The following is a 24,127-nucleotide window of genomic DNA, read 5'->3' as shown; positions in this document are numbered from 1 at the left end:
GGCGAGCTCGGCTCCAAGTTCCTCGCGGACATCGCCGCGGTCCTGGAGCAGCCGAAGCGCCTCATCACCTGGGCCTGACAGCACGAGGGTTCGCCCCGTTTCACGTGAAACACCCGGTGGTGGCATCAGCCGCCACCGGGTGTTTTGCTGTGCGGCATGGATCTGCCCCTCGAACCGCCGCACGGTGCCGGACCCGTGCGCCTCGGCATGACGCTGGACGAGGCTCTGGCGGCCGTCTCCCCCTGGGGCGAACCCCGGGTCCGCGCCCGCCCGAACCGCGCCCTGGTGACCGTCTCGGCGCGGTGCGACGCGGTGGGTGTCGAAGTGCTCCTGGAGGAGGAGGACACCGTCACGGCCGTCGAGCTGTGGTGGCCGGGGGAAGGGCGGACGACCTCGACCCGGGTGCTCCTGGACGGCACCGACGTGTTCCGCACCCCGGCGGACGAGCTGCTGCGGGGCCTCGCGGCCCATGACGCCGACGGCGAGGAGCCGTTCGTCCCCCGCCTCTCGCTCGGCTTCACCCGGCGCACCTCCCAGGAGGTTCCCCGCGCCCGGAGCGGCCTTCCCGTGTGCATGACCTCCGTACTGGTCGCCGGCACCGACTACTACGACCACCGGATCTAGGGCCTGTCCGGCGGATCAGGGTCGGATAGGCCCTAAGCGCAGGACTCCCCCGTCCACGATGCGGACGGGGGATCTGTTGCACCTCTGTTGTATCTATGCTGTGCGCATGCCATCAGCGCCAGCCGGCCCCGCCACCCAGCCCACCAAGCAGGCCCCCGCCGCCGACCGCGTCTACATGCACGTCAAGCAGGCCGTACTCGACCGGCGGTACGAGGGAGGCACCCTCCTCACCGAAGGTGAACTCGCCCAGGCCGTCGGGGTGTCCAGGACCCCCGTCCGCGAGGCGCTGCTCAAGCTGGAGATGGAAGGGCTGCTCAAGCTCTACCCGAAGAAGGGCGCCCTCGTCCTGGCCGTCTCCGCCCAGGAGATCGCCGACGTCGTCGAGACCCGACTGCTCGTCGAGGAGTTCGCCGTCCGCCGGGCCGTACCCGCGTCCGCCGCGCTCATCGAGCGGCTCGAAGAGCTCCTGGAGGAGCAGAAGCGCCGCGCGGAGGCCGGAGACCTCGCCGAAGTCGCGGTCACCGACCGCTGCTTCCATGCCGAGATCGTCCGCCACGCCGGCAACCAGATCCTCTCCCGCCTGTACGACCAACTCCGCGACCGCCAGCTCCGCATGGGCGTCGCCGTGATGCAGTCCCAGCCGGACCGGATCGCCAAGAACATCACCGAGCACGCCGAGATCCTCGACCGGATCCGCGCGGGCGACGTGGAGGGCGCGGCCCACTGCGTCCGCCAGCACCTCAGCTGGGTCAAGGTCCTGGTCCGGGGTGAGGACCGGTGAGCAGGTCCTACGGCTTCGCGGTCACCCTCCCCGGCGACCCGCCCGGCGGCCGACGGGCCGCGCTCGTCTGGGGCGTCGGCGTCGCCGTCTACTTCGTCGCCGTCATCTTCCGCACCAGCCTCGGCGTCGCCGGACTCGACGCCGCCGACCGCTTCGACGTCAACGCCTCCGCGCTCTCGACCTTCTCCATACTCCAGCTGCTCGTCTACGCGGGCATGCAGATACCCGTCGGGCTCATGGTCGACCGGCTCGGCACCAAGAAGGTCCTGACCATCGGGGTGCTGCTCTTCACCCTCGGTCAGCTGGGCTTCGCGCTGTCGCCCACCTACGGCACGGCGCTCGCCTCGCGCGCCCTCCTCGGCTGCGGCGACGCCATGACCTTCATCAGCGTCCTCCGGCTCGGCAGCCGCTGGTTCCCCGCCCGCCGCGGCCCGCTGATCGCCCAGCTCGCCGGCCTCATCGGGATGGCCGGCAACCTCGTCTCGACCGTCTTCATCTCCCGCGCCCTGCACGGCCTCGGCTGGACGACCACCTTCGTCGGCAGCTCGCTCGCGGGCGTCCTCGTCCTCCTCCTGATGCTGCTCTTCCTCAAGGACCACCCCGAGGGGTACGAGCCCGAGCCCTCCCAGCATGCGGGCGCCGCCTTCGTACGCCGCCAGATCGCCGAGTCGTGGCGCGAGCCCGGCACCCGCCTCGGCATGTGGGTCCACTTCACGACCCAGTTCCCGGCCATGGTGTTCCTGCTGCTGTGGGGCCTGCCGTACCTCGTCGAGGCGCAGGGGCTGTCCCGCGGCACCGCCGGAGAGCTGCTGACCCTCGTCGTGGTCTCGAACATGGTCATCGGCCTCGCCTACGGGCAGATCATCGCCCGCCACCACACGGCCCGGGCCCCGCTCGCCCTCGGTACGGTCGCGGCCACCGCGCTGCTGTGGGGCGCCACCCTCGCGTACCCCGGCGACCACGCCCCGATGTGGCTGCTGATCACCCTCTGCACGGTCCTCGGAGCCTGCGGACCGGCCTCGATGATCGGCTTCGACTTCGCGCGCCCGGCCAACCCGCCGGAGCGTCAGGGCACCGCCTCGGGCATCGTCAACATGGGTGGTTTCGTCGCCTCGATGACGACGCTGCTCGCCGTCGGCGTCCTGCTCGACGCGACCGGCGGCAACTACCGGATCGCGTTCTCGTCGGTCTTCGTCCTGGAGGCGTTCGGCGTCGTGCAGATCCTGCGCCTCAAGGCCCGCACCCACCGCAGGGAGCGGGAGCGGCTCGTCGCGAGCCGCGTGGAGGCCGTGCACGTACCGGCCTGAAGGTTCAGCGGGGCGTCACCGCGAAGTTGTCGAGGATCGCCCGCGCCAGGCCCTCGTCGCCCTCGACCTTGACGCGGTCGGCGACGTCGGCCGGGCGGACGCGGCCGCAGGCGAGCCGTACGAACGTCTCCCAGTCGGTCGCGAGCGTGACCGCCGGCCCCAGCGAGGGCGCGCCGTCGACCGATCCCCGGCCGTCCGCGTCGACCCGCACCGTCCGCAGGAACTCCACCGGCCCGGTCACGTCGAGCACCACCGCCGAGGAGGCGGGCGCCCCGGCGTCCTTGGCGACGACCTTCGGGAGCGCCTCCAGGAGCACGTCCCGCGTGACGTGCGCGCCGGCCGAGTCCAGGTTGCCCGGCACACCGAGCGCGGCCCGCAGGTCCTGCTCGTGCACCCACACGTCGAAGGCGCGCATCCGGTAGGCCAGTTCGAGGGACTGCTCGGCGCCGAGGGGGGCGCGGATCAGGTGCTCGGGGGAGCGGTTCTCGTTGCGGAGCTGGCGGGCCCGGCGGATGAGGATGTACTCCAGCTCCGAGGTCATCTCCGGCGCGGTGTGGTGCCGCCGCACATCGACCTGGACCTCCATGTAGCGGGCGAAGTCACTGCGTACGTGGTACAGATCGCGCGGCAGGGAGTGGATGGGGCGCGGGTCGCCGAGCATCTCCGTCTCCATGCCGATGACATGCGAGACGATGTCCCGAACCGACCAGCCGATGCACGGAGTCGGCCGGTTCCACTCGCCCTCCACAAGCGGCTGCACCAGCTCGGCTATCGCCTCGATGGAGTGGGTCCAGGCGTCGGCGTAGTTCTGGAGGCTGGGATGGACGGTCACGGGACCCCTCGGCGGTTCTTCGGTGCGCGGGCTGAAAACACGACTGGGTGGGAGGCTCGGACGCTAAGTTACGCTGCCCGGAGGCACCCCGGCAGTGCTTTCGTGTGACGATCGTAGGCCGGTGTTGACGGCTCGAATGCCAGGACGGTGGTAGTGTGCGCGCCTCGCTGATCCAGATCGCGGTAGACCCGGACGAACCGGTCGACGCCAGGCGGGCCCGCGCGGCCCGTCTCGTACGGGAGGAATCCGGCCACGCCGACCTCGTCGTCCTCCCCGAACTGTGGACCGTCGGCGCCTTCGCGTCCGACCTCTTCGCCGCCGAGTCCGAGCCGCTGAACGGCCCGACGCACCGCGCCATGGCGGAGGCCGCGCGGGACGCCGGGGTCTGGCTGCACGCCGGCTCCTTCGTCGAGGCGGAGGGCGGCGCCCTCTACAACACCTCGCTCGTCCTCTCCCCCGACGGCGAACTCGCCGCCTCCTACCGCAAGATCCACCGCTTCGGCTTCGACAAGGGCGAGGCGGTGCTGATGGCCGCCGGGGAGGACCTGGTCACCGTCGACCTGCCGCACCTCACGCTCGGTGTCGGCACCTGCTACGACCTGCGCTTTCCCGAGCTCTTCCGCGGCCTCGTCGACGCGGGCGCCCAGGCCTTCGTCGTCCCGGCCGGCTGGCCCGCGCTCCGCCGCGCGCACTGGACGCTCCTCGCCAAGGCGCGGGCGGTCGAGAACCAGGCGTACGTCCTCGCCTGCGGCACCGCCGGCACCCACGCGGGCGTCGAACAGGCCGGACACTCGATCGTCGTCGACCCGTGGGGCGAGGTCCTCGCGGAGGCCGGCCCGGACGAGGAGATCCTGCGGGTCGTCCTCGACCCGACGAAGGTGACGGCGACGCGCGAACAGTTCCCGGCGCTCAAGGACCGCGTCCTGGGCGTCGCGACACCGCGCGGGCGCCGGGGCTGAGGGGGGCTGGGGGCTGACGGGGCCGCGGGCGCTGAGAGGCTGACGGGGGCCGTCGGGGCTGACGGGCCCGCCGGGGCTGGGGGCCCGCCGGGCCCACCAGGGCTGAAAGGGCCGACACTTCCCAGGGGGCGTCCGGAAAGTCCCGCCTGGTCCTCGGCGTCTGGCACGCACGCTCGCCGCTTCCCCTAGGCCCAGAGGGCCTGGGGAGACCCCAAGCCAGAATCTCCACGTAGCGAGCTACGCGGGCATCCCGGCGCCTTGCGATCGCACGCACCAGACGCCGAGGACCCTGCCCTGCGGGCAGACGGCGCTACTTTCCGGACACCCCCTAGGCCTGGCTCTCCGCCCAGAGCTGTGTGATGCGGGAGAGGCTCGCGCGGACCGCCCCGCCGCGGGTGAGCGCCCCGCGGTCCACCCCCGCGAAGATCAGCGCCAGGGACAGGTCCGCCGCCCCCGCCCGGCCCGCGACCGTCACGTCCAGCCGCCGCCGCTTCCCGCGCACCGACACGGTGACGCCCGGGTCCTCGGCGTCCGCCTCCCGGGCGAGCACCCAGGAGCGCCGGTTCACGGCCCACAGCCGGTAACGGTCTCCGCCGTACCGCAGGTTCAGCCCGCGCTGCCTGGCGGTCGCGCCGAAACGGTTCCGCGACACGTACACATGGGCGTCGCCGACGCGGAGGGTCGCGCGGTTCAGCGTCGGCAGCCGGATCGCGTCCGTGTGGACGCCCCGCGTCTCGTACGAGGCCGGCGGGACGAGCCCGCCCCGCAGCTCCGACATCACCACCTGCGGCACCGTTTGGCGCAGCGGAGCCTCCACGGTGATCTCGCCGAACTCGGAGGACGCGCCCCGCCAGCCGGCCCGCCGCTCGTACCCCTTGCCCTCGCGCCACGGGAGCAGCGTGAACGGTGTGACGGTGGTGTGCATGGCGCCCCCTCGGCCTCGTGTGCTTTTCAGACGACGATCGCATGGAGCGCAGCGCGCTCCGGATCCGGGCCCGGCGCGTACTCCGCCCATGCCGCCGCCAGCCTCCGTACCGCCTCCGTCAGGACCTCGGGCGGCGCGAGGAAGTGCAGCCTGAGGTGGCGGAGACTGCCGCCGAGGGCGTCGGCCGTGGCCCCCGGCAGGACGGCGACTCCGTGCCGGAGGGCGAGTTGGGCGAAGGACACGCCGTCGCCGTGCGGCAGCCGTACCCACAGCGTCTGGCCGCCCGTCGTCGGCGCGCAGGACCAGGAGGGAAGCCGCCGGGCGAGCTCGGCCCTGAGGTGGTCGTGGCCCGCGCGGACCGCCGCCGTGCGGGTCGCCAGGACGGACGCGTAGTCGCCGAGGAGCCGGACCGCGGCCAGTTGGGACGGAAGGTCGCTGCCCAGGTCGTGGAGGGCCTTGAGCCGCGCGAGCCGGGCGATCAGCGGCGCCGGCCCCCGGACCCAGCCGATCCGGAGCCCGCCCCACACCACCTTGCTCAGCGAGCCCACGGAGATCACCTCTCCGTACGCGGCGGACGGGAGTGCGAGAGCCGGATCTCCGGCCGCCCCGCCCCCGTCGAAGGCCAGGTCGGCGAGGACCTCGTCGTCGACGAGCGGCACGCCCAGCGCGTTCGCCGCCTCGACGAGCCGGCGGCAGGCGAGCGGCGGGAGGACGGTCCCGGTCGGGTTCTGGAACCGCGGCACGACATAGGCGAGCGCCGGACGGTGACGTTCCATCACCCGCACCGCCTCGGCGACGTCCACGCCGTCGGGGCCCACGGCCACCGGCAGCGGTACGGCTGCCGCCTCCCGGAAGAGGTCCAGCGCACCCGGATACGTCGGCGCCTCCACCAGCACGCCGTCGCCGGGCGCGAGCAGCAGCCGGGTGAGCAGCGAAAGCCCCTGCTGGGCACCGGTGGTGACCAGGATCCGCTCCGGACCGGTCGGCACGCCCCGCGCCTCGTACCGCGCGGCGACCGCCGCCCGGAGCGCCCCGAGACCCGCCGGGTGGTAGCCGAGGTCCGCCTCCGGCAGGACGAGCGAGCGGTACGCCTCCGCCAGCTCGGGCGGCGGCTGCGCGGGCGCGGCGCAGCTCAGCAGGATCACGTCGTCGGGCGACTCCAGGAGGTGGAGGAAGAGCGGGTTCGACGTCTCGGTCACCCGGGGCTGCTCCGGCGCGAGCGCCGCCCGCGCGACACGGGTGCCGCTGCCCTGGCGCCGTACGAGCCGCCCCTCCTGACGGAGTGTGTCGTACGCGGCGACCACCGTCGTACGGCCCACGGCGAGGGCCACCGCCAGCCGCCGGTCCGGGGGCAGCGCGGTGCCGGGCGGCAGCGCGCCCTCGTCGATCAGGCGGCGCAGCCGGGCGGCGAGCAGGAGGTAGAGGGGGCCGCGCCCGGCGGACCAGCGGCCGAGCCGGGCGACGAGCGCGTCGATCGTGTGCGGGGCAAGGCTGATCGGCTCCATTGCCGAACCAATCTGCCGGGATTGGACCTGGGATGGCAAACGCCCTGTCCACAGACTGTCCGCATGAGCCACGCCGACCCCGCTCCCGCCACCACCACCCGCACCGCGACCGCCGCCACCACCGCAGGTGCCGGCGCCACCGCCGCGATCCGCCCCGAGACCCTCGCCGTGCACCCGCCCCACGTCGAGATCACCGGCAGCAGGCCGCTCGGCGTCCCGCTCCACCAGGGCCACGTCTTCGCCTTCGACTCGGCCGACGCCCTCGCCGAGGCGTTCACCTCCCCCGACACCTTCCTCTACAGCCGCCTCGGCAACCCCACCGTCCGCACCCTGGAGGACGCCGTGGCCCGCCTCGAAGGCGGGGCCGCCGGCCTCTCCTTCGCCTCCGGCATGGGCGCCGTCAACGGCGTGCTCCACGCCCTGCTCGGCAGCGGCAGCCACGTCATCGCCCAGACCTGCCTGTACGGCGGTACGTACGCGGTCCTCACCGACCTCGCCACGCGCTGGGGCGTCGACGTCACCTACGTCTCCGGCACGGACCCGGAGGAGGTGCGGGCGGCCCTGCGCCCGGAGACCCGGCTCCTCTACCTGGAGACCATCGCCAACCCCACCACCCGCGTCTCCGACCTGCCCGCGCTCGCCGCCGTCGCGGGCGAGGCGGGGGTGCCGGTGGTCGTCGACAACACCTTCGCCTCCCCGCTGCTCTGCCGTCCCCTCCACCACGGCGCCGACATCGTCGTCCACTCCGCGACCAAGTACCTCGCGGGCCACGCCGACGTCCTCGGCGGCATCGCCGTCTTCAAGGACGCCGAGGTCCACCGCCGGGTCCGCCGCCACACGGTCGAACAGGGCGCGTCCACCGACCCGTTCGCCGCCTGGCTCACCCTCCGGGGCATGCAGACCCTGTCGCTGCGCATCGCCCGCCAGTGCGCGAACGCCGCCGAGCTCGGCGCCCGTCTCGCCGCGCACCCGGCGGTCGCGGCCGTCCGGCACCCGGCGCTCGCGAGCCACCCGGACCGGGAGATCGCCGAGCGGCTGCTGCCGGACGGGGGCGGCGGGGTGATCTCGGTCGACCTCGCGGGCGGCCGGGAGGCGGGCCGGATCTTCGTCGAGGCGGTACGGGTGGCCTCGCTGAGCGTCTCCCTGGGGGATGTGAAGACCCTGGTCATGCACCCGGCGTCCACCTCGCACCACCAGCTCGACGCCGAGGCCCTGGCGGCGGCGGGCATCGGGCCGGGCACGGTCAGGATCTCGGTCGGCATCGAACACGTCGAGGACCTGTGGACGGACCTGGAGCAGGCACTGGAACAGGCCCTGGCCAAGGCCGGATAGCCCCCGCGGGTGGCTCAGTCCTCCCGCTCGGCCATGCGGATCACGCACACGGCCACGGCGACGAGCAGGGCCGCGTCCGCGTCCTCACGGACCACGTTCACGGCGTACGTCTCCCGGACGTGGAACCACTGCCGGGAGATGTGGGCCAGGAGCTCGCCGTCGTACTCGACGGTGAACTCCCGGTCCAGGATCCGCCCGCTGACGTCGAGTTCGGTGCCCTCGACGAGGGTCACCCGGTAGTGGTTGCGCAGGAGCGACAGGCGCTTGCGGCGGATGCTCGCGAGGGCTTCCCCGTCCCGCTCGATCGTCATCGAGTCCCGCAGGCTGAACATCTTCTGGCGCAGGGTGATCAGGACCTGCCCGTCGGGGGCCTTCAGCTCCAGGGTGTCGCGCAGCCGCATGGCCTTGCCGTCGACGAGGAAGGCGTGGCGGCCCTGCTCGTCCTCGATCCAGTAGTCGTCGCCGATCGCGAAGATCTTGTCTCGTACGAGGTATTTCACACCGATATGCCTGCCCCGAAGCCCCGCCCCCCACGCCACACCCGTCACCCCACACCCCTCACGCGGCGGATGCCCGGCGGATGGCAAGCTTGAACCATGAACGATGCCGCCCCGGCGCCCATCCCCGCGCCCGCGCCCCGACGTGCCCGTGTCCGTGCCCCCGAGCTGATCGGCAAGGGCGGCTGGCTGAACACGGGAGGGGATCAACTGACCCTCGCCGATCTGCGAGGAAAGATCGTTCTTCTCGATTTTTGGACCTTCTGCTGTGTGAACTGCCTGCACGTGCTCGACGAGCTGCGTGATCTGGAGGAGAAGCACCGGGACACGCTCGTGATCGTCGGTGTGCACTCGCCGAAGTTCGTGCACGAGGCCGAGCACCAGGCCGTCGTCGATGCCGTCGAGCGGTACGAGGTGCATCACCCCGTGCTCGACGACCCGGAGCTCGCGACCTGGAAGCAGTACGCCGTGCGGGCCTGGCCGACGCTCGTGGTGATCGACCCCGAGGGGTACGTCGTCGCCCAGCACGCCGGTGAGGGGCACGCCAACGCGATCCGGACGCTCGTCGAGGAGCTGGAGGCCGAGCACGAGGCCAAGGGGACGCTGCGGCGCGGGGACGGCCCCTACGTGGCGCCGGAGCCCGTCGCCACCGATCTGCGGTTCCCCGGCAAGGCGGTCCTGCTGCCCTCCGGGAACCTCCTCGTCTCCGACACCACCCGGCACCAGCTCGTCGAGCTGGCCGCGGACGGGGAGACCGTCGTGCGGCGCATCGGCGAAGGGGTGTTCCGCGAGCCCCAGGGCCTCGCGCTGCTGCCCGACGGCAAGGTCGTCGTCGCCGACACCGTCAACCACGCCCTGCGCGTCCTCGACCCGGAGACCGGGGCGATCGAGCTCGTCGCCGGCACCGGGAAGCAGTGGTGGCAGGGTTCCCCCACCTCCGGGCCCGCCCTGGAGGTCGACCTTTCCTCGCCGTGGGACGTCGCCTGGTGGCAGGGCAAGGTGTGGATCGCCATGGCCGGCGTCCACCAGATCTGGACGTACGACCCCGTGACCGGGACCGTCGAGGTCGCCGCCGGGACGACGAACGAGGGACTCGTCGACGGCCCCGCCGCCGAGGCCTGGTTCGCGCAGCCGTCCGGGCTCGCCGCCACCGAGGACCGGCTGTGGATCGCCGACTCCGAGACCAGCGCCGTCCGCTGGATCGACACCGAACGGGTCGTCCACACCGCCGTCGGCACCGGCCTCTTCGACTTCGGCCACCGGGACGGCGAGGCCGGTCAGGCCCTGCTCCAGCACCCGCTGGGCGTGACCGCCCTCCCCGACGGCTCGGTCGCGATCAGCGACACGTACAACCACGCCCTGCGCCGCTTCGACCCGGCCACCGGCGAGGTCAGCACCCTCGCGACCGATCTGCGCGAGCCCAGCGGCGCGGTCCTCGTCGACGACGACATCGTGGTCGTCGAGTCCGCCCGGCACCGGCTCACCCGGCTGCGCCTCCCCGAGGAGGCCGTCCAGGTCGAGGCGGTCGCCCACCGCACCCGCCGCGAGGCGACCGAGGTCGCCCCCGGCCGCCTCCGCCTCGACGTCGTCTTCCAGGCCCCGACCGGGCAGAAGCTGGACGAGCGGTACGGCCCCTCCACCCGCCTCCTGGTCTCCTCCACCCCGCCGGAGCTGCTCCTCGGCGGCGAGGGCACGGGGACCGATCTCTTCCGGGAGCTGGAGCTGAACCCGGAGGTCACGGAGGGCGTCCTGCACGTCTCCGCGATGGCGGCGTCCTGCGACGACGACCCCGCCAACGAGTACCCGGCCTGCCACGTCCACCAGCAGGACTGGGGCGTCCCGGTGAAGGTCACGGAGACGGGCGTGGCCCGCCTGCCGCTGATCCTGGCCGGCCTGGACGGCTAGGAATCGCCCGTCCTCCCCTCTCCCCCGAGTGGCTCCGAGTGGCTCCGGGGGAGAGGGAGGAGGACGCTTGAAGTGAGCGCGTCCGGGTGCCGAGGCGTACCGAACGGAGCGTCTGCCCGGTCGGAAAGGCCGCGTCATGCGCATGCTGCTGAAGGTTCAGATGGACACCACGGCCTCCAACGAGGCCATCAGGCAGGGCACTCTGCCGGGGATCGTGGAGAAGGCGCTGGGTCAGCTGCGTCCCGAGGCCGCGTACTTCACCACGCAGGACGGCTGCCGGACGGCATACATCTTCTTCGACCTGGCCGAGTCCTCCCAGATGCCGAAGTTCTCCGAACCCTTCTTCCTGGAGGTCGGGGCCAAGGTCTCGTACACCCCGGTCATGAACCGCGAGGAGCTGGCCGAGGGGCTCGCCGCTCTGACGTCCGGCGCCTGAACCGGCCGTTCGAACCGTCCGGCGCGGGTCGGTGTCGGCCGGCGCCGTCAGTGGAGGAGTCCCTGGTTTCTGGACGGGAGTCCCGCGGCACCGTCCAGGCAGCCGGCCACCCAGGCCGCCGGGTCGTGAACCGCCCTGTCGCCGCCCATCCCCTGCCGCTGCATGAGCGCGCACTCCCCGGCGAGCAGCGCTTTCGTGCGTGAGCCGTCGACGTCGTACCCGCGGATGCGGGACGCCAGGATGAAGCCGCCCTCGTACGCGATGTCCGTGGCCCACGGCGGCCGGTCGTCGTACCGGGCGATGACGACGCCCACCGCCGTCACGGCGAGCGTGACGGCGGCGGTGACTGCTGCGGTGAACTTCCCTCGGGACGGGCCCTCGTGACGGTGCATGAGGGAGACGCTGTCAGGCGGGGGCTTTCGCTGATGTTTCGCGGACCGTCCCGTTCGGCGGCGGTCGGTCAGCCTTCCAGGAAGGCGACCAGCGCGTTCGCCAGGAGGTACGGGTCGTCCGCGCCGCACAGTTCGCGGGCGCTGTGCATCGAGAGGATCGCGACGCCGATGTCGACCGTCTGGATGCCGTGGCGGGCGGCGGTGATCGGGCCGATCGTGGTGCCGCACGGCATGTCGTTGTTGGAGACGAACGACTGCCAGGGCACGCCCGCCTTCTCGCAGGCGGCGGCGAAGACGGCCCGGCCGCTGCCGTCGGTGGCGTACCGCTGGTTGACGTTCACCTTGAGGATCGGGCCGCCGTTGACGCGCGGGTGGTGCGTCGGGTCGTGGCGCTCCGCGTAGTTGGGGTGGACGGCGTGGCCGGTGTCGGAGGAGAGGCAGACCGTGCCGGCGAAGGCGCGGGCCCGGTCCTCGTAGGAGCCGCCGCGGGCGTAGACCGAGCGCTCCAGGACGTTGCCGAGGAGGGGGCCCTGGGCGCCGGTGTCGGCCTCGGAGCCGTTCTCCTCGTGGTCGAAGGCGGCGAGGACCGGGATGTAGGGGAGGTCGTCGCGGCCCCCGAGGGAGGCGAGCGCGGCGACGCCGGCGTGGACGGAGAGGAGGTTGTCCATGCGCGGTCCGGCGAGGAGCTCGCGGTCGCGGCCCAGGTAGGCGGGTGCCTCGACGGGGTGGACCATGAGGTCCCAGCCCGTGACGTCCTCGGCGTCGACGCCGGCCTCTGCGGCGACGAAGGCGATCAGGTCGCCCTCGTGGACCTTGCCCAGGCCCCACACGGGCTGCATGTGGCGCTGGCGCTCCAGCTTGAGGCCGTCGTTGGCCTGGCGGTCGAGGTGGATGGCGAGCTGCGGGACGCGCAGCAGCGGCCGGTCCACGTTGACGAGGTGGTGGCTTCCGTCGCGGAGCGTGAGGCGGCCGGCGAGGCCGAGGTCCCGGTCGAGCCAGGTGTTGAGCAGGGTCCCGCCGTAGATCTCGACGGCGACCTGGCGCCAGCCCTGGGCGCCCATGTCGGGGCGGGGCTTGACGCGCAGGTTGGGGGAGTCGGTGTGGGCGCCGACGATGCGGTACGGGGTGTGGGCGCCGGCGCCCTCCGGCACGTACCAGGCGATGATCGCGCCGCCGCGGATCACGTACTTCCCGCCGCTCGTCCCGTCCCACTCGGCGGTCTCCTCGACGCGCCGGAAACCGGCCTTCTCCAGCCGGTCGGCGGCGCTCGCCACCGCGTGGTACGCCGACGGGGAGGCCGTCAGGAAGGAGATGAGGTCATCGGTGTGACCGCGGTCGAAGGGGCCGGCCGTGGGGCGGGACGCTGCGCTGCTCATGGGTTCACCTTAGTCAGCGACCGGAATACGGCTTGGGGACCCCGGAAAGCGGAACGCGGACCGGCCGCTGTGGTGAAGCGCCCGCCGGAGGAAACAGGCGCGGTCCGCCCCCCTCCCCGGGGACGGACCGTGCCGGCAGGACGAGTGGGCGTTGCTCAGAACGCGGCCTCGTCCAGGTCCATCACCGAGTTGTCGACGGCCTCGGCGAGCGCGCGCTCGGCGGAGACGCCCGGCAGGATGTTGGCGGCGAAGAACTTCGCGGCGGCGATCTTGCCCTGGTAGAACGCGGTTTCCTTGGCGGACTTGTCCGCCGCGCCCGCGGCCAGCTTCTCCGCGGCGACGGCGGCACCGCGCAGCAGCAGGTAGCCGACGACGACGTCGCCGGAGGCGAGCAGCAGGCGGGTGGTGTTGAGGCCGACCTTGTAGATGTTCTTGACGTCCTCGCCGGTGGCGGTGAGGTCGGTGATCATCGTGCCGACGATGGCCTCCAGGTCGACGGCGGCCTTGGCGAGCGCGTCACGCGCACCGGCCAGGTCGTCGCCACCGGTGCCGACCGCGAGGAACTTCTTGATCTCCTCGGAGAGGGCGTTCAGGGACGCGCCCTGGTCGCGGACGATCTTCCGGAAGAAGAAGTCCTGGCCCTGGATGGCCGTGGTGCCCTCGTAGAGGGTGTCGATCTTGGCGTCCCGGATGTACTGCTCGATCGGGTACTCCTGGAGGAAGCCGGAGCCGCCGAAGGTCTGGAGCGACTGCGCGAGCTGCTCGTAGCCCTTCTCGGAGCCGTATCCCTTGACGATCGGGAGCAGCAGGTCGTTCAGGCCGTGGAGGGCCTTGACGTCCTCGCCGGCCGCTTCCTTGATCGCGATCTCGTCCTGCACGGAGGCCGTGTAGAGGACGAGGGAGCGCATGCCCTCGGCGTACGCCTTCTGCGTCATGAGCGAGCGGCGGACGTCGGGGTGGTGCGTGATGGTGACCTTGGGGGCGGCCTTGTCCATGAAGTTGGCCAGGTCGGTGCCCTGGACGCGCTCCTTGGCGTACTCCAGGGCGTTGAGGTAGCCCGTGGAGAGGGTGGAGATCGCCTTCGTGCCGACCATCATGCGGGCGAACTCGATGATGAGGAACATCTGGCGGATGCCCTCGTGCTTGTCGCCGATGAGCCAGCCCTTGGCGGGGTGCTGGTCGCCGAAGGTCATCTCGCACGTGTTGGAGGCCTTGAGGCCCATCTTGTGCTCGACGTTCGTCGCGTAGACGCCGTTGCGCTCGCCCAGCTCGCCGGTCTCCCAGTCGAACTCGTACTTGGGGACGAGGAAGAGGGAGAGGCCCTTGGTGCCGGGGCCGGCACCCTCGGGGCGGGCGAGGACGTAGTGGAGGATGTTCTCCTCCATGTCGTGCTCACCGGAGGTGATGAAGCGCTTCACGCCCTCGATGTGCCAGGAGCCGTCCTCCTGCTGCACGGCCTTGGTGCGGCCGGCGCCGACGTCCGAGCCGGCGTCGGGCTCGGTGAGGACCATGGTGGAGCCCCAGCGCTTCTCGACCGCGATCTGGGCGATCTTCTTCTGCGCCTCGTTGCCCTCGTTGTAGAGGACGCCGGCGAAGGCCGGGCCGGAGGAGTACATCCAGATGGCCGGGTTCGAGCCGAGGAGCAGCTCCGCGTAGGCCCAGACGAGGGAGCGCGGGGAGGTGGTGCCGCCGATGCCCTCGGGGATGCCGAGGCGCCAGTACTCGGAGTCCATGAAGGCCTTGTAGGACTTCTTGAAGGAGGCCGGCACGGGGGCGGTGTTGGTCTCCGGGTCGAAGACCGGCGGGTTGCGGTCGGCGTCGGCGAAGGACTCCGCGAGCTCGTTCTCGGCGAGACGGCGGATCTCGTCGAGGATGCTCTTGGCGGTCTCGACGTCCATCTCCTCGAACGGACCGGTGCCGTACACCTTGTCGCGGCCGAGGACCTCGAAGAGGTTGAACTCGATGTCGCGGAGATTCGACTTGTAGTGCCCCATGGCGACGGCTCCGTAAGGCTCGGGGAGGCGGATGTCCGGAATGCGCGCGTCGGGTGCTCGTACTACCGGTGAGTAGCCCACGCTTCTCTACGATGATGCTACCCGCCGGTAATAAGGGCAACCCCTATCCGGAGATCTGTGACACGAGCCGCAGAAAAAGGGCCCGGGGCATGTGCCCCGGGCCTCCCTCACGCCCCGAGGAGGACTCTTCGGTACTCCTCGGTACTCCTCGGTACTCCTCAGTACAGGCCCTTGAGGTCCGTCCCCTCGGGCGCACGGAAGCAGCCGGAGACGACACTGACGCCGATCAGGTTCTTCTTCTTCGGATCCGTGCTGCCGACCCACAGCTCCGCCTTGACGGCGAAGTGCTCCTTCTCGGACTCCGCGAGCAGCTCCAGGCTCTTGGCCTTGCTGTTGTTCGGGCCGTACGAGACGACCTTCCAGCCCTTGGCGGGCAGCGCCTGCCGCAGCCGCTCGAAGCCCTGCTTCAGCTCCTCCTCGGAGACGTCGTACACCGACCAGGGGTGGCGGATCTTGAAGAGGTGCTCACGGTCCTCCGGGCAGGTCGAGGCGCCCGGGCCGACCGGGGTGGACGCGGCACCCGGCAGCCCGATCATGTCGAAGATCTGGCTGGAGACCTGCTTCGTCCGCTTCCTGGCGTCCTCGACGCCGAGGGTCGTGGGGGTGTAGCCGAGGTCGTCGGCGCCGCCGGAGTCGTTCATGGAGCATCCCGTCACGAGGGTGGTGAGGCAGAGGGCGAGGGCGCCGAGCGCCGCGCCACGGACTCTGGTGGGCTGGTTGCGGATGGTCATCAGTCGTCCTCGTTCACCTTGTCGTACTCACCGATCACGACCTTCGCCTGGTTCGAGAGGCTCTCCGAGTCCCTCTCCCAGTACGAGGTGTGGCCGCTGGTGTCCACATCCATCCGGTGCGCCCCGAACAGCTCGTCCGACGGCACGGTCTGCACGTATCCGGCGTGGTACGGGACGCCGTTCCAGGTCTCGACGCCCCAGGTGTAGCCGCCGAGACCGGCGAGCTTGCCGCCCGCCGGCACCACGTCGCTCGTGGCGGCGGCGGACCACACGTGGTCTGCGCCGACGTCGAGGTCCTCGGCCCTGCCGGTGAGCATGCCGGGGCTGCCGACCGCCACGATGTCGTCGGCGGCGAGATCGCCCTTGTTGGAGGCGTCGCCGACGACGGTCGAACCGTAGCTGTGCCCGATGATCGTCGTGTGGCTCTTGTCGGGGCCGCCCTGCGCGGTCTCCAGGCCGTCCATGAACTGGAGCAGCTTGGGGGAGCCGTTGTACGCGTAGTCCTTCTGCGTGGCGTCGGTCGCGACGGACTGCGGAGCCTCGTAGCCGAACCAGGTGATGGTGGAGACGTTCGAACCCGGCGACAGGGCCTGCGTCTCGCGCCACATGTCGGTCATCCGGCTGATGTCCTCGTCGAAGGCCTTCAGGTTCGTCTTCGTGCCCGGCACGTAGACGGCGGTGTGGTCGGCCGTGTCGGGGTTGCCGTTGGCGATGATCGCCCGGCCGATGCCCTCCTTGTCGTAGCCGAGGAGGTACGCCTCCGGCAGGCCCCCCTCACCCGTGGCGTCGAAGCGGGCCTGGATCGAGTCGCTGCCCGCGAGCTGCTCCTTCAGTCGCTCCTGGTCCTTCTGCCACTGCTTGTACTCGGGGCTGAGCACCGCGGCCGGGTAGCTGCCGTTCGGGTTCGGGACGTACTGGTTCGGCGCGGGCTTGTTCAGATCCGTCTGGATCTGCGCCCGGGTCTCGGCGAAGACCGTCCGGTTGGCGTCGTCGCGGACCGAGGACGGGAGGCCGTCGAGGGCGCCGACGGAGGCCGGGTAGAGCGTGGCGTACTCGTCGCGCTGCTCCTGACTGAGGCCGTTCCACCAGTCGGCGTTCTCCTTGGGGGACTTGCCGTGCGGGATCCGGTCGTCGTCGGCGTACTTCCCGGCTGCCTGCTGGAGCGCCTTGGTGTCGGCGGCGGCGTCGACGAGGTCCGCGGCGCTGACGTCGAGGCCGGGGCCGGCCTTGAGCCTGCGCAGGGCGCCGGCGTAGCGGCCGTCGATCTCGGTGGCCTCGCGCACGGCGTCGCCGATGCGCTGGGCGATGTCCTCGGCCTTGCCCTTGTTGGCGTCGGGGCTGCCGACCCCCTCGCCCTTGCCGGGCGCGAGCGGGACGGGTGCGCCGTGCTCGGCGGTGTTGCTGCCGGGGGCGAGGACGAAGGAGTCGGTCGGATACTCCACCGAACCGTCGGTCTTCACCGTGAACTTGAGGTTCTCGGCGTCCTCGAGGGCCTGCTTCAGCTTCCGCTGTGGGGCTGCGAGCTCCGAGGCGAGACCGTTGAGCGCGGTGCGGATCAGGCCGCACTCGGTGTGCAGGTACTGGTAGTTGCGGGAGAGCTGCTGGACGTCGCCGCCCGCCTTCGTGGCGGCCTCGCCCTTCTGCGTGCTGTGGATCTTCGCGAACATGCCGTTGTCGACACGGTCCTTGTCCGCGTTGGCGCGGGAACTGACCTTGCCCCAGCCGTCGGCGGCGTCCGAGTACTCGTCGAGCTTCACATCGCGCAGTTGCTGCCAGGTGGGCACGGGCTCAGCCTTCCTTCTGCGCGGGAGCCGGTGCTCCGGCGGCGATCTTCCGCCTGGTCGCGTCCTCGCGTTCGCCGAAGTCGCGGCCGGTGCTCTTCAGGGCGCCCTCCAAGCGGCCGCACTCGTCGCGCACGGCGGTGAGGCGGGCCTTCCAGGTGCCGAGGATCTCGGTGAGCGCGCCGGAGGAGTCGAAGCCGGCGGTGCCCGCGGCGTAGCCCTCGTTCGCGGTGTCGAGGTCGGTGAGGGACGTGGTGGTGGAGGTGCGCAGCTCGCCGGCGGTGTTCCCGGCCTCGTGCCACGGGCTCTCGTCGGCCTTCAGGTTCGCGTCGCCGCCGCCGGGACCGGCGGCGGGCACGCCCGCGAGGGTCATCGCCGCGGGCTGTGCCGACGGTCCGGGCGGTGCGCTTCCGCCGAACAACTCGTCCCAAGCGGCGTTCAACGCCATGTTCCACCCCCGTGGTGACCGGATTTTTGCTTCCGCGAACCTAGCAAGAGGGGGCGCCGCGCACGAAAACGCGTACGAGCGGTCGGGCCGGGCTCCGAGTCACCCCTGCGCAGTACGGCGACCACCCCCGGGTCGCTAGGCTGGCCCCATGTACGGCTACGAGCAGAATCCGGGTGCCCAGCAGCAGTACGCCCCGCCGCAGCAGGGCGGGATGCAGGCCGGCATGCAGGGGGGCATGCAGGGCGGGTACGGGCAGCAGCAGGCCCCGCTCTACCCCGAGCCGTCGCCGCCCTCCCTCGCCGACGCCGTACGCGCCTTCACGACGGGCACGCTCGCCCCCGAGGACTTCCAGCAGATCTTCGCGACGTCGAAGGTCTACTGCCCGCGCGGCGACAACCCCGGCTTCCTGGCCCTGCACAACACCCAGCAGCCGGTGATCCCGATGTTCACCACGCTCAAGGAGCTGCGGCGGTACGCGGGCAAGGAGTCGAAGTACTTCGTCATCACCGGAGCCGAGGTGATCGATTTGCTCCCGACCGGCTACGGCTTCGTCCTCGACATGGAGGGCGACCACCGCATGGTCTTCGACGCCAAGGCCGTGGAGCAGATGGTCGACTACGCGATGCGCCGGATGTACGGCTGACCGACGCTGGGTACGTGTGGGAGCGCCCGGGAGGAATTCCTCCCGGGCGTTCCGCGTTCCAGGTGGCAGGAAGTTCATCGTTCAACTAAAGTGGACGTACGAGGTCGCACCCAAGGAGGTCCGGTCATGCCCGCTGTGACTGTCGAGAACCCGCTCACCCTGCCGCGCGTCGCCGCTCCGGCCGACGCCGTCTCCCGCCCCGTGCTCGCCGTCACCACGGCCCCGCAGGGCATCGACGGGATCTTCGACCACCAGGACTCCAACGGTGGCGGCGGCACCATCACCAACGGCGATACGCAATGGATGACAGCGGGTAGCGGACTGCTTCATATCGAGGCTCCGCCGGAGTCGCTCGTCGTCAGCGGCGGCCTCTTCCACGGCCTCCAGCTGTGGGTGAACCTGCCCGCCGCCGACAAGATGATGGCCCCCCGCTACCAGGACATCCGCGGCGGCCAGGTCCAGCTGCTGACCTCCCCCGACGGCGGCGCGCTGCTCCGGGTCATCGCGGGTGAGCTCGACGGCCACGACGGCCCCGGCATCACCCACACGCCGATCACGATGATCCACGCCACCCTGCGGCCGGGCGCGGAGATCAGCCTGCCCTGGCGCGAGGACTTCAACGGCCTCGCGTACGTCATGGCCGGCCGCGGCACCGTCGGCGCCGAGCGCCGGCCCGTCCACACGGGCCAGACCGCCGTCTTCGGCAAGGGCGGTGCGCTCACGATCCGCGCGGACGAGAAGCAGGACGGGCACACCCCGGACCTGGAGGTCGTGCTCCTCGGCGGACAGCCGATCCGCGAGCCGATGGCGCACTACGGCCCGTTCGTCATGAACACCCAGGCCGAACTCCGCCAGGCCTTCGAGGACTTCCAGGCGGGCCGCCTCGGCACGATCCCGGCGGTCCACGGCATGGGCGAGTAGCCGGGGTACTCGCCGTACGAGGTGCGCGAGGCGCGCGAGGCGTATGAGGCGCGCGAGGTGTGTGTGGCGTACGAGGAGTGCGCCGGTACGCGGCCCACGCGGCCCGTTCGCGGCCGCTGACGTTCGTTGGCGGTCGCTGGCGGTCGCTGGCGGTCGTTCGCGGCCGCTGACGTTCGCTGACGGAGCGTCACTCGTACGGTCGTCAGCGCGCGACGACACGCCGACGGGCGTGGTCCGGTGGACAGGTGCAGACGACCAGAGCGCCGCTCCTCCCCGAACCCGCCCGTCGCTTCGCCGCCTGGTGCGTCGTCCTGCTGCTCGCCGCGGCGCTTGCCGCCCTCGGCATCTGGCTCTGCATCGTCTTCCAGACCGTCGTCACTCCGGTCCTCCTCGCGGTCCTCGGCACCGCGCTCCTCCGGCCGCTCTACCGCCGCCTGCTCCGTCTGAAGGTGCGCAAGGGGCTCGCCGCCGCGCTCACCGTCGCCGCCGTCGTCGCGGTCGTCGGCGGGGCCACGTACATCGTCGTCCTCGCCCTCATCGAGACCGGCGACCAGATCGTCGCCTCGCTGCGGCAGGCCGCCGCCGGCATCGCCGAGCACTTCGGCGCGGCAGGCACCTCCCTCGACGACATCGCCAAGAACGCCGAGGGCCTCCTCAAACGGTTCGGCGGCACCGCCGCCTCCGGGGTGATCAGCGGACTCAGCGTCGTCGCCGAGACGATGGCCACCGCCGTCCTCGCCCTGCTGCTGATCTTCTTCTTCCTGAAGGACTCCGACCGGGCCATGGGCGCCCTGCGCTCCCTCGCCCCCCGCGACGCCGGCGACACCGCGGAGGCCATGGCCCGCCGGGCCTTCGAGGCCGTCGAGGGGTACATGCGCGGCACGACCTTCGTCGCCCTCGTCGACGCGGTCATCATCGGCATCGGACTGCTCATCCTCGGCGTGCCCGGCGCGGTGGGACTCGCCGCGCTCGTCTTCGTCACCGCCTACATCCCGTACCTCGGCGCCTTCCTCTCCGGCGCCGTCGCCGTCCTCGTCGCCCTCGCCGACCGGGGCTTCGTCATCGCGCTGTGGGTGCTCGGCGTCGTCCTCGCCGTCCAGGTCCTGGAGGGGAACGTCCTCCAGCCCTTCGTCCAGAGCAAGACCGTGCAGATGCACCCGGCCGCGGTCCTCCTCGCGATCACGGCCGGCGCGTCCGTCGCGGGCATCCTGGGCATGCTGCTCGCCGTACCGCTGACGGCGGCCGCGACCGGCGTCCTCGGCGAGCTGCGCTCGCGGTACGGCCCGCCCCGCGCCGACACCCCATGAGGACGGGCATCCCGTAGGGCGGGCATCCCGTAAACCGGGCACCCCGCAGGCCGACCCCGCAGGCCGACCCCGCAGGCCGACACCCCTACGCGGTCGCCATCCCGCCCAGTTCGAAGGAGGCGAGCATCTGCTCCAGGGCCGCCTGGTCGGGACCCACGAACGGGTCGGAGTCCGGGGCCATCGCGATCGTCTCCAGCATCCGGTCGGTCATCCGCACGGCCGGCGGCAGATGCGTGCACAGCACGATCTCCGGGTTCATCTCCCGCAGCGGTGCGATCGTCGCCCGGTACTTCTCGGCGTCCACGATGTGCACCCACGGGCTGTCGAGCGTCGCCCACAGCAGCTGCGTCCCCCGCAGCTCCTCCGGCTTGAGGTCGCTCGCGTGCCCGCTCTCCGCGATCTCCCGGCTCGGCATGGGGCCGCCGAAGCAGTCGGAGCTGAAGCAGATGTGGGTCCTGTCGTCGTAGAAGCCGACGGTGGCGGGGCTGTCGAAGAGGGGCGGCCGGAATGCGTGCAGTCTGCGGTCGCCGACGTCGAGGGACTGGCCGGGGTTGAGGAAGTACACCCGGTCCATGGGCAGTGCCCGCTCGGTCATCATGATGCCGAAGCCGATGAAGGTCGTGACCACGCGCGCGTGCGGGGCCGCGTCGAGCAGGTCGAAGATCCCGCCCGTGTGGTCGCGGTCGGGGTGGGTGAGCCAGATCCAGCGCACGTCGGCCGGGTCCATGACCTCGCCGAGCGCCGCGAGGAAGTCGCGGTCCTCGACGGAGAGGCCGGTGTCGACGACGACCGGTTCGGAGGCGGTCAGGACGAAGGCGTTGACGGGGATGTGGCCGACTCCCGGGGCTTCGAGGCTGTCGGCGATCACGGTGGTGTCGCTGCCGACCTTGTGGATGTCCATGGCATGCTCCGTGGTCCCCCCGGCGGCCGTACGACACCAGTCTGCGCCGTACGAGGGTGCCGCGCGCGCCGGGCTCCGGGACGGGCGGAGGGCGTCGCAGAGGCGTTTCTCAGAGGTCCGTCGCAGAGGTCCCTCGCAGAGGCCTTTCTCGGACGTCCCTCGCAGAGGCCCTTCTCAGAGACCCGTCTCCGGAGCGGGCGGCTCGTTCAGCTCGAACCAGATCGACTTGCCCTCGCCGCGCGGGTCGAAGCCCCACGCGTCCGCCAGCATCTCCATCAGGAGCAGCCCGCGGCCGCTCGACGCCATCTCGCCCGGGTGCCGCTTGTGCGGCAGCTCGTCGCTCTGGTCCGACACCTCGACCCGCAGCCGACGCGACTTCCCGCCGCACGCGACCTCGGCGACCAGGAGCGCGTCGCCGTCCGTGTGGACGAGGACGTTCGTGACCATCTCGGAGACCATCAGGACCGCCGAGTCGAGCTGGTCCTCGTCCGTCCAGTCGTGCAGCAGCTGGCGCAGCTGCTCGCGGGCCTCGGCGATCCGCTCCGGCTCCGCCTGGGCGATCGTCATCAGGGTGCGGCGCGGCGCCTCCACGAGCGGACCCGCGGGCCGGCGGGAGAGCAGCAGGACCGCGATGTCGTCCTCGCGGCGGTCGGCGAGCGGCCCCGTCGTGTGGTGCGAGCCGGGACCGTGTACGGCTTCGACGAGCGTGTCGGCGAGCTGTTCCAGATCCTGGCCGTCATGGGACTCCAGGAGCTGCTTGACCCGCTCCCAGCCGCTGTCCAGGTCGTGCCCGCCGGTCTCCAGGAGGCCGTCGGTGCAGATCATCAGGGTCTCGCCGGGGTCCAGGGTGAGCCGGGTCGTGGGGTAGTCGGTGTCGGGATCGATGCCGAGGGGCAGGCCGCCGGCCGTGGGCCTCAGGAGAACCGTTCCGTCGTTCATGCGTACCGCCGGATCCGGATGCCCCGCCCGCGCGATGTCGACCGTGCCCGTCTCCAGGTCGACCTCCAGGTAGAGGCAGGTCGCGAAGCGCGGGCCGCCGTTCCCCTCGGCGTCGTCCCCGTCGGTGATCCCGTACAGGAAGCGCGAAGCGCGCGAGAGCACCGCGTCCGGCCGGTGGCCCTCGGAGGCGTACGCGCGCAGGGCGATCCGCAGCTGCCCCATCAGGCCCGCCGCCCGCACGTCGTGGCCCTGGACGTCGCCGATGACGAGGGCGATGCGCCCGGCGCCGCGCCCGCCGGTCCGGGTGGTGCCGCCGGGCAGCCGGATCATGTCGTACCAGTCGCCGCCGACCTGGAGTCCGCCGCCGGTCGGCACGTACCGCGCGGCGACCTGGATGCCGGGGATGCCCGGCCCGAGGACCGGCATCATCGTCCGCTGGAGCCCGAGCGACAGCTCGCGCTCCGACTCGGCCACGCCGGCGCGCGCGAGGGCCTGCGCGAGCATGCGCGCGACCGTCGTGAGCACCGAGCGCTCGTCGGGCGTGAAGGCCACCGGGTGCTTGAAGGCGGCCATCCAGGCGCCCATCGTGCGCCCGGCGACGACGAGCGGCACGAAGGCCCAGGAGCGGCGGCCGAAGCGCTGGGCGAGCGGCCAGGTCATGGGGTAGCGGCGCAGGTACTCGTCGGGCGTCGGCAGGTAGATCGCGCGCCCGGTCCGTACGACCTCCGCCGCCGGGTAGTCGGTGTCCAGGGCCATCGACGAGAACGGCCCCTCGTCGCCTTGGCTGTGCCCGTGGTGGCCGATGACGGTCAGCCGGTCGCCCGCCACGCCGAAGACGGCGAGCCCGTCGGGCGAGAAGCCCGGCATCGACAGCGAGGCCGCCACCCGCAGCACCTCGGCCGTCGAACGGGCCTCGGCGAGGGCCCGTCCCGCGTCGAGGAGGAAGGCCTCGCGGGAGCGGCGCCAGTCGCCGGTGATCGGGGTGTGCGCGGCGGTCCCGGGCTGCTGCTCGGCGACCTCCTGGAGGGTGCCGACCAGCTGGTAGTCGTTGCCCTCGATCAGCGGCTTCGACCTGCTCCGTACGGTACGGATCACCCGTCCGCGCTCGTCCATGATCCGCAGCCGGGCCTCGGCGAGGGTGCCCTCCGCGACGGCCAGGTTGACGACCCCGTCGATCTCGTTCCAGTCGACCGGGTGAAAACGGGACCGGACGGCCGCCTCGGTCAGCTGCACCGACTCGGCGGGCAGCCCGAGCAGCCGGGCCGCCTCGGCGTCGAGCGAGACGATCCCGGACGCGTTGTCCCAGCGCCACAGGCCGGTCGCGATCGCGGCCAGGACGTCCTCGGTGCGCATTGCCCCACTTTATGAATATCGGACACCAGGTCGCCACTGAGAGTATTCGAAAAGGGATCATGGGGTGGCCGGTACTCTGGGTGGGTCTGCCCGCGTGTCCTGTGACATCTGTGACAGGGGCCACAGGGTGGCGACACCTCACCCAAGACCCCGAAGA

At 71.8% G+C, this 24,127-nt stretch carries 22 protein-coding genes; 10 read left to right on the top strand and 12 right to left on the bottom strand.

Features of this window, described 5'->3' with window-relative positions:
• Positions 1 to 156 precede the first annotated feature (156 nt).
• The 3 genes from IE124_RS16535 (at position 157) to IE124_RS16525 (ending at position 2,712) form a co-directional block, all read left to right on the top strand.
• Positions 157 to 624, top strand: coding sequence for a hypothetical protein (locus IE124_RS16535; RefSeq protein WP_189508503.1), 468 nt, complete (start codon positions 157 to 159; stop codon positions 622 to 624).
• A 106-nt stretch (positions 625 to 730) separates the two neighbouring features.
• Positions 731 to 1,405 carry a GntR family transcriptional regulator gene (locus IE124_RS16530; protein ID WP_189508502.1) on the top strand — a complete coding sequence of 225 codons (675 nt, stop codon included), beginning with the start codon at positions 731 to 733 and terminating at the stop codon, positions 1,403 to 1,405.
• Positions 1,402 to 2,712, top strand: a complete 1,311-nt coding sequence (locus IE124_RS16525) for an MFS transporter (protein WP_189508501.1) — start codon at positions 1,402 to 1,404, stop codon at positions 2,710 to 2,712. The genes IE124_RS16530 and IE124_RS16525 overlap by 4 nt, the downstream gene beginning before the upstream one ends.
• Positions 2,713 to 2,716: 4 nt before the next feature.
• Here IE124_RS16525 and IE124_RS16520 read toward each other — a convergent pair whose 3' ends face one another.
• Positions 2,717 to 3,544, bottom strand: coding sequence for a maleylpyruvate isomerase family mycothiol-dependent enzyme (locus IE124_RS16520; protein WP_189508500.1), 828 nt, complete (start codon positions 3,542 to 3,544; stop codon positions 2,717 to 2,719).
• Positions 3,545 to 3,699: 155 nt separating this feature from the next.
• On the opposite strand from IE124_RS16520, the gene IE124_RS16515 reads away from it, so the two are divergent.
• Entirely contained in the window at positions 3,700 to 4,503 is an 804-nt protein-coding gene (locus IE124_RS16515) for a carbon-nitrogen family hydrolase (RefSeq protein ID WP_189508499.1), read from the top strand.
• A 328-nt stretch (positions 4,504 to 4,831) separates the two neighbouring features.
• Here the strand turns inward: IE124_RS16515 and IE124_RS16510 are convergent, their stop codons facing one another.
• Together IE124_RS16510 and IE124_RS16505 are read right to left on the bottom strand one after the other, a co-directional pair.
• Entirely contained in the window at positions 4,832 to 5,428 is a 597-nt protein-coding gene (locus tag IE124_RS16510) for a hypothetical protein (protein WP_189508498.1), read from the bottom strand.
• Positions 5,429 to 5,454: 26 nt separating this feature from the next.
• Positions 5,455 to 6,933, bottom strand: coding sequence for an aminotransferase-like domain-containing protein (locus IE124_RS16505; RefSeq protein ID WP_189508497.1), 1,479 nt, complete (start codon positions 6,931 to 6,933; stop codon positions 5,455 to 5,457).
• Between the two features lie 63 nt (positions 6,934 to 6,996).
• On the opposite strand from IE124_RS16505, the gene IE124_RS16500 reads away from it, so the two are divergent.
• The gene (locus IE124_RS16500) at positions 6,997 to 8,265 is read left to right on the top strand and encodes a trans-sulfuration enzyme family protein (RefSeq protein WP_229832504.1); all 1,269 of its coding nucleotides are present in this window, start codon (positions 6,997 to 6,999) and stop codon (positions 8,263 to 8,265) included.
• A gap of 14 nt (positions 8,266 to 8,279) precedes the next feature.
• On the opposite strand, the gene IE124_RS16495 is transcribed toward IE124_RS16500, so the two are convergent.
• Positions 8,280 to 8,765 carry an LURP-one-related/scramblase family protein gene (locus IE124_RS16495; RefSeq protein WP_189508496.1) on the bottom strand — a complete coding sequence of 162 codons (486 nt, stop codon included), beginning with the start codon at positions 8,763 to 8,765 and terminating at the stop codon, positions 8,280 to 8,282.
• Positions 8,766 to 8,861: 96 nt separating this feature from the next.
• Between IE124_RS16495 and IE124_RS16490 the strand changes: the two genes are divergently transcribed.
• Complete coding sequence (locus IE124_RS16490) at positions 8,862 to 10,667, top strand: NHL domain-containing thioredoxin family protein (protein ID WP_189508495.1); 1,806 nt, start codon at positions 8,862 to 8,864, stop codon at positions 10,665 to 10,667.
• Between the two features lie 136 nt (positions 10,668 to 10,803).
• Positions 10,804 to 11,103 carry a hypothetical protein gene (locus tag IE124_RS16485; protein ID WP_189508494.1) on the top strand — a complete coding sequence of 100 codons (300 nt, stop codon included), beginning with the start codon at positions 10,804 to 10,806 and terminating at the stop codon, positions 11,101 to 11,103.
• Between the two features lie 47 nt (positions 11,104 to 11,150).
• Here the strand turns inward: IE124_RS16485 and IE124_RS16480 are convergent, their stop codons facing one another.
• The 6 genes from IE124_RS16480 to IE124_RS16455 all read right to left on the bottom strand — a co-directional run bounded on the left by IE124_RS16480 (position 11,151) and on the right by IE124_RS16455 (position 17,906).
• A complete protein-coding gene (locus IE124_RS16480; RefSeq protein ID WP_189508493.1) occupies positions 11,151 to 11,495 on the bottom strand; it encodes a hypothetical protein in 345 nt (114 codons plus the stop codon).
• Positions 11,496 to 11,563: 68 nt separating this feature from the next.
• Entirely contained in the window at positions 11,564 to 12,871 is a 1,308-nt protein-coding gene (locus IE124_RS16475; protein ID WP_189508492.1) for a M18 family aminopeptidase, read from the bottom strand.
• A gap of 155 nt (positions 12,872 to 13,026) precedes the next feature.
• Entirely contained in the window at positions 13,027 to 14,865 is a 1,839-nt protein-coding gene (locus tag IE124_RS16470) for an acyl-CoA dehydrogenase (RefSeq protein ID WP_189508491.1), read from the bottom strand.
• A gap of 239 nt (positions 14,866 to 15,104) precedes the next feature.
• A complete protein-coding gene (locus tag IE124_RS16465; RefSeq protein ID WP_189508490.1) occupies positions 15,105 to 15,677 on the bottom strand; it encodes a hypothetical protein in 573 nt (190 codons plus the stop codon).
• The gene (locus IE124_RS16460) at positions 15,677 to 17,461 is read right to left on the bottom strand and encodes an alpha/beta hydrolase (protein ID WP_189508489.1); all 1,785 of its coding nucleotides are present in this window, start codon (positions 17,459 to 17,461) and stop codon (positions 15,677 to 15,679) included. Before IE124_RS16460 ends, IE124_RS16465 begins: the two co-directional genes overlap by 1 nt.
• Positions 17,462 to 17,465: 4 nt before the next feature.
• Positions 17,466 to 17,906, bottom strand: a complete 441-nt coding sequence (locus IE124_RS16455) for a hypothetical protein (RefSeq protein WP_189508488.1) — start codon at positions 17,904 to 17,906, stop codon at positions 17,466 to 17,468.
• A gap of 148 nt (positions 17,907 to 18,054) precedes the next feature.
• On the opposite strand from IE124_RS16455, the gene IE124_RS16450 reads away from it, so the two are divergent.
• The 3 genes from IE124_RS16450 (at position 18,055) to IE124_RS16440 (ending at position 20,777) form a co-directional block, all read left to right on the top strand.
• Entirely contained in the window at positions 18,055 to 18,549 is a 495-nt protein-coding gene (locus IE124_RS16450) for an SseB family protein (protein WP_189508487.1), read from the top strand.
• A 126-nt stretch (positions 18,550 to 18,675) separates the two neighbouring features.
• Positions 18,676 to 19,470 (top strand): pirin family protein, encoded by a 795-nt coding sequence (locus IE124_RS16445; RefSeq protein ID WP_189508486.1) that lies wholly within the window; start codon positions 18,676 to 18,678, stop codon positions 19,468 to 19,470.
• A 245-nt stretch (positions 19,471 to 19,715) separates the two neighbouring features.
• On the top strand, positions 19,716 to 20,777 hold the full coding sequence (locus IE124_RS16440; protein ID WP_189508485.1) for an AI-2E family transporter: 1,062 nt from the start codon (positions 19,716 to 19,718) through the stop codon (positions 20,775 to 20,777).
• A gap of 85 nt (positions 20,778 to 20,862) precedes the next feature.
• Here the strand turns inward: IE124_RS16440 and IE124_RS16435 are convergent, their stop codons facing one another.
• Both IE124_RS16435 and IE124_RS16430 read right to left on the bottom strand, forming a co-directional pair.
• Entirely contained in the window at positions 20,863 to 21,678 is an 816-nt protein-coding gene (locus IE124_RS16435) for an MBL fold metallo-hydrolase (protein WP_189508484.1), read from the bottom strand.
• Between the two features lie 174 nt (positions 21,679 to 21,852).
• Positions 21,853 to 23,970: a SpoIIE family protein phosphatase gene (locus tag IE124_RS16430; RefSeq protein WP_189508483.1), complete on the bottom strand. Its 2,118-nt coding sequence runs from the start codon at positions 23,968 to 23,970 to the stop codon at positions 21,853 to 21,855.
• Positions 23,971 to 24,127 lie beyond the last annotated feature (157 nt).

Source organism: Streptomyces narbonensis (assembly GCF_014649015.1).
Lineage (GTDB): Bacteria > Actinomycetota > Actinomycetes > Streptomycetales > Streptomycetaceae > Streptomyces > Streptomyces narbonensis.
Note: the sequence above shows the minus strand (reverse complement) of the source record. Positions and strands in the feature narration are given on the sequence as shown.

Coding starts and splice junctions, on each gene's coding strand:
- IE124_RS16455 (WP_189508488.1), bottom strand. CDS start 17,906: ATGGCGTTGAACGCCGCTTGGGACGAGTTGTTCGGCGGAAGCGCACCG.
- IE124_RS16510 (WP_189508498.1), bottom strand. CDS start 5,428: ATGCACACCACCGTCACACCGTTCACGCTGCTCCCGTGGCGCGAGGGC.
- IE124_RS16435 (WP_189508484.1), bottom strand. CDS start 21,678: ATGGACATCCACAAGGTCGGCAGCGACACCACCGTGATCGCCGACAGC.
- IE124_RS16465 (WP_189508490.1), bottom strand. CDS start 15,677: ATGACCATCCGCAACCAGCCCACCAGAGTCCGTGGCGCGGCGCTCGGC.
- IE124_RS16480 (WP_189508493.1), bottom strand. CDS start 11,495: ATGCACCGTCACGAGGGCCCGTCCCGAGGGAAGTTCACCGCAGCAGTC.
- IE124_RS16535 (WP_189508503.1), top strand. CDS start 157: ATGGATCTGCCCCTCGAACCGCCGCACGGTGCCGGACCCGTGCGCCTC.
- IE124_RS16490 (WP_189508495.1), top strand. CDS start 8,862: ATGAACGATGCCGCCCCGGCGCCCATCCCCGCGCCCGCGCCCCGACGT.
- IE124_RS16485 (WP_189508494.1), top strand. CDS start 10,804: ATGCGCATGCTGCTGAAGGTTCAGATGGACACCACGGCCTCCAACGAG.
- IE124_RS16470 (WP_189508491.1), bottom strand. CDS start 14,865: ATGGGGCACTACAAGTCGAATCTCCGCGACATCGAGTTCAACCTCTTC.
- IE124_RS16430 (WP_189508483.1), bottom strand. CDS start 23,970: ATGCGCACCGAGGACGTCCTGGCCGCGATCGCGACCGGCCTGTGGCGC.
- IE124_RS16500 (WP_229832504.1), top strand. CDS start 6,997: ATGAGCCACGCCGACCCCGCTCCCGCCACCACCACCCGCACCGCGACC.
- IE124_RS16475 (WP_189508492.1), bottom strand. CDS start 12,871: ATGAGCAGCGCAGCGTCCCGCCCCACGGCCGGCCCCTTCGACCGCGGT.
- IE124_RS16505 (WP_189508497.1), bottom strand. CDS start 6,933: ATGGAGCCGATCAGCCTTGCCCCGCACACGATCGACGCGCTCGTCGCC.
- IE124_RS16530 (WP_189508502.1), top strand. CDS start 731: ATGCCATCAGCGCCAGCCGGCCCCGCCACCCAGCCCACCAAGCAGGCC.
- IE124_RS16445 (WP_189508486.1), top strand. CDS start 18,676: ATGCCCGCTGTGACTGTCGAGAACCCGCTCACCCTGCCGCGCGTCGCC.
- IE124_RS16450 (WP_189508487.1), top strand. CDS start 18,055: ATGTACGGCTACGAGCAGAATCCGGGTGCCCAGCAGCAGTACGCCCCG.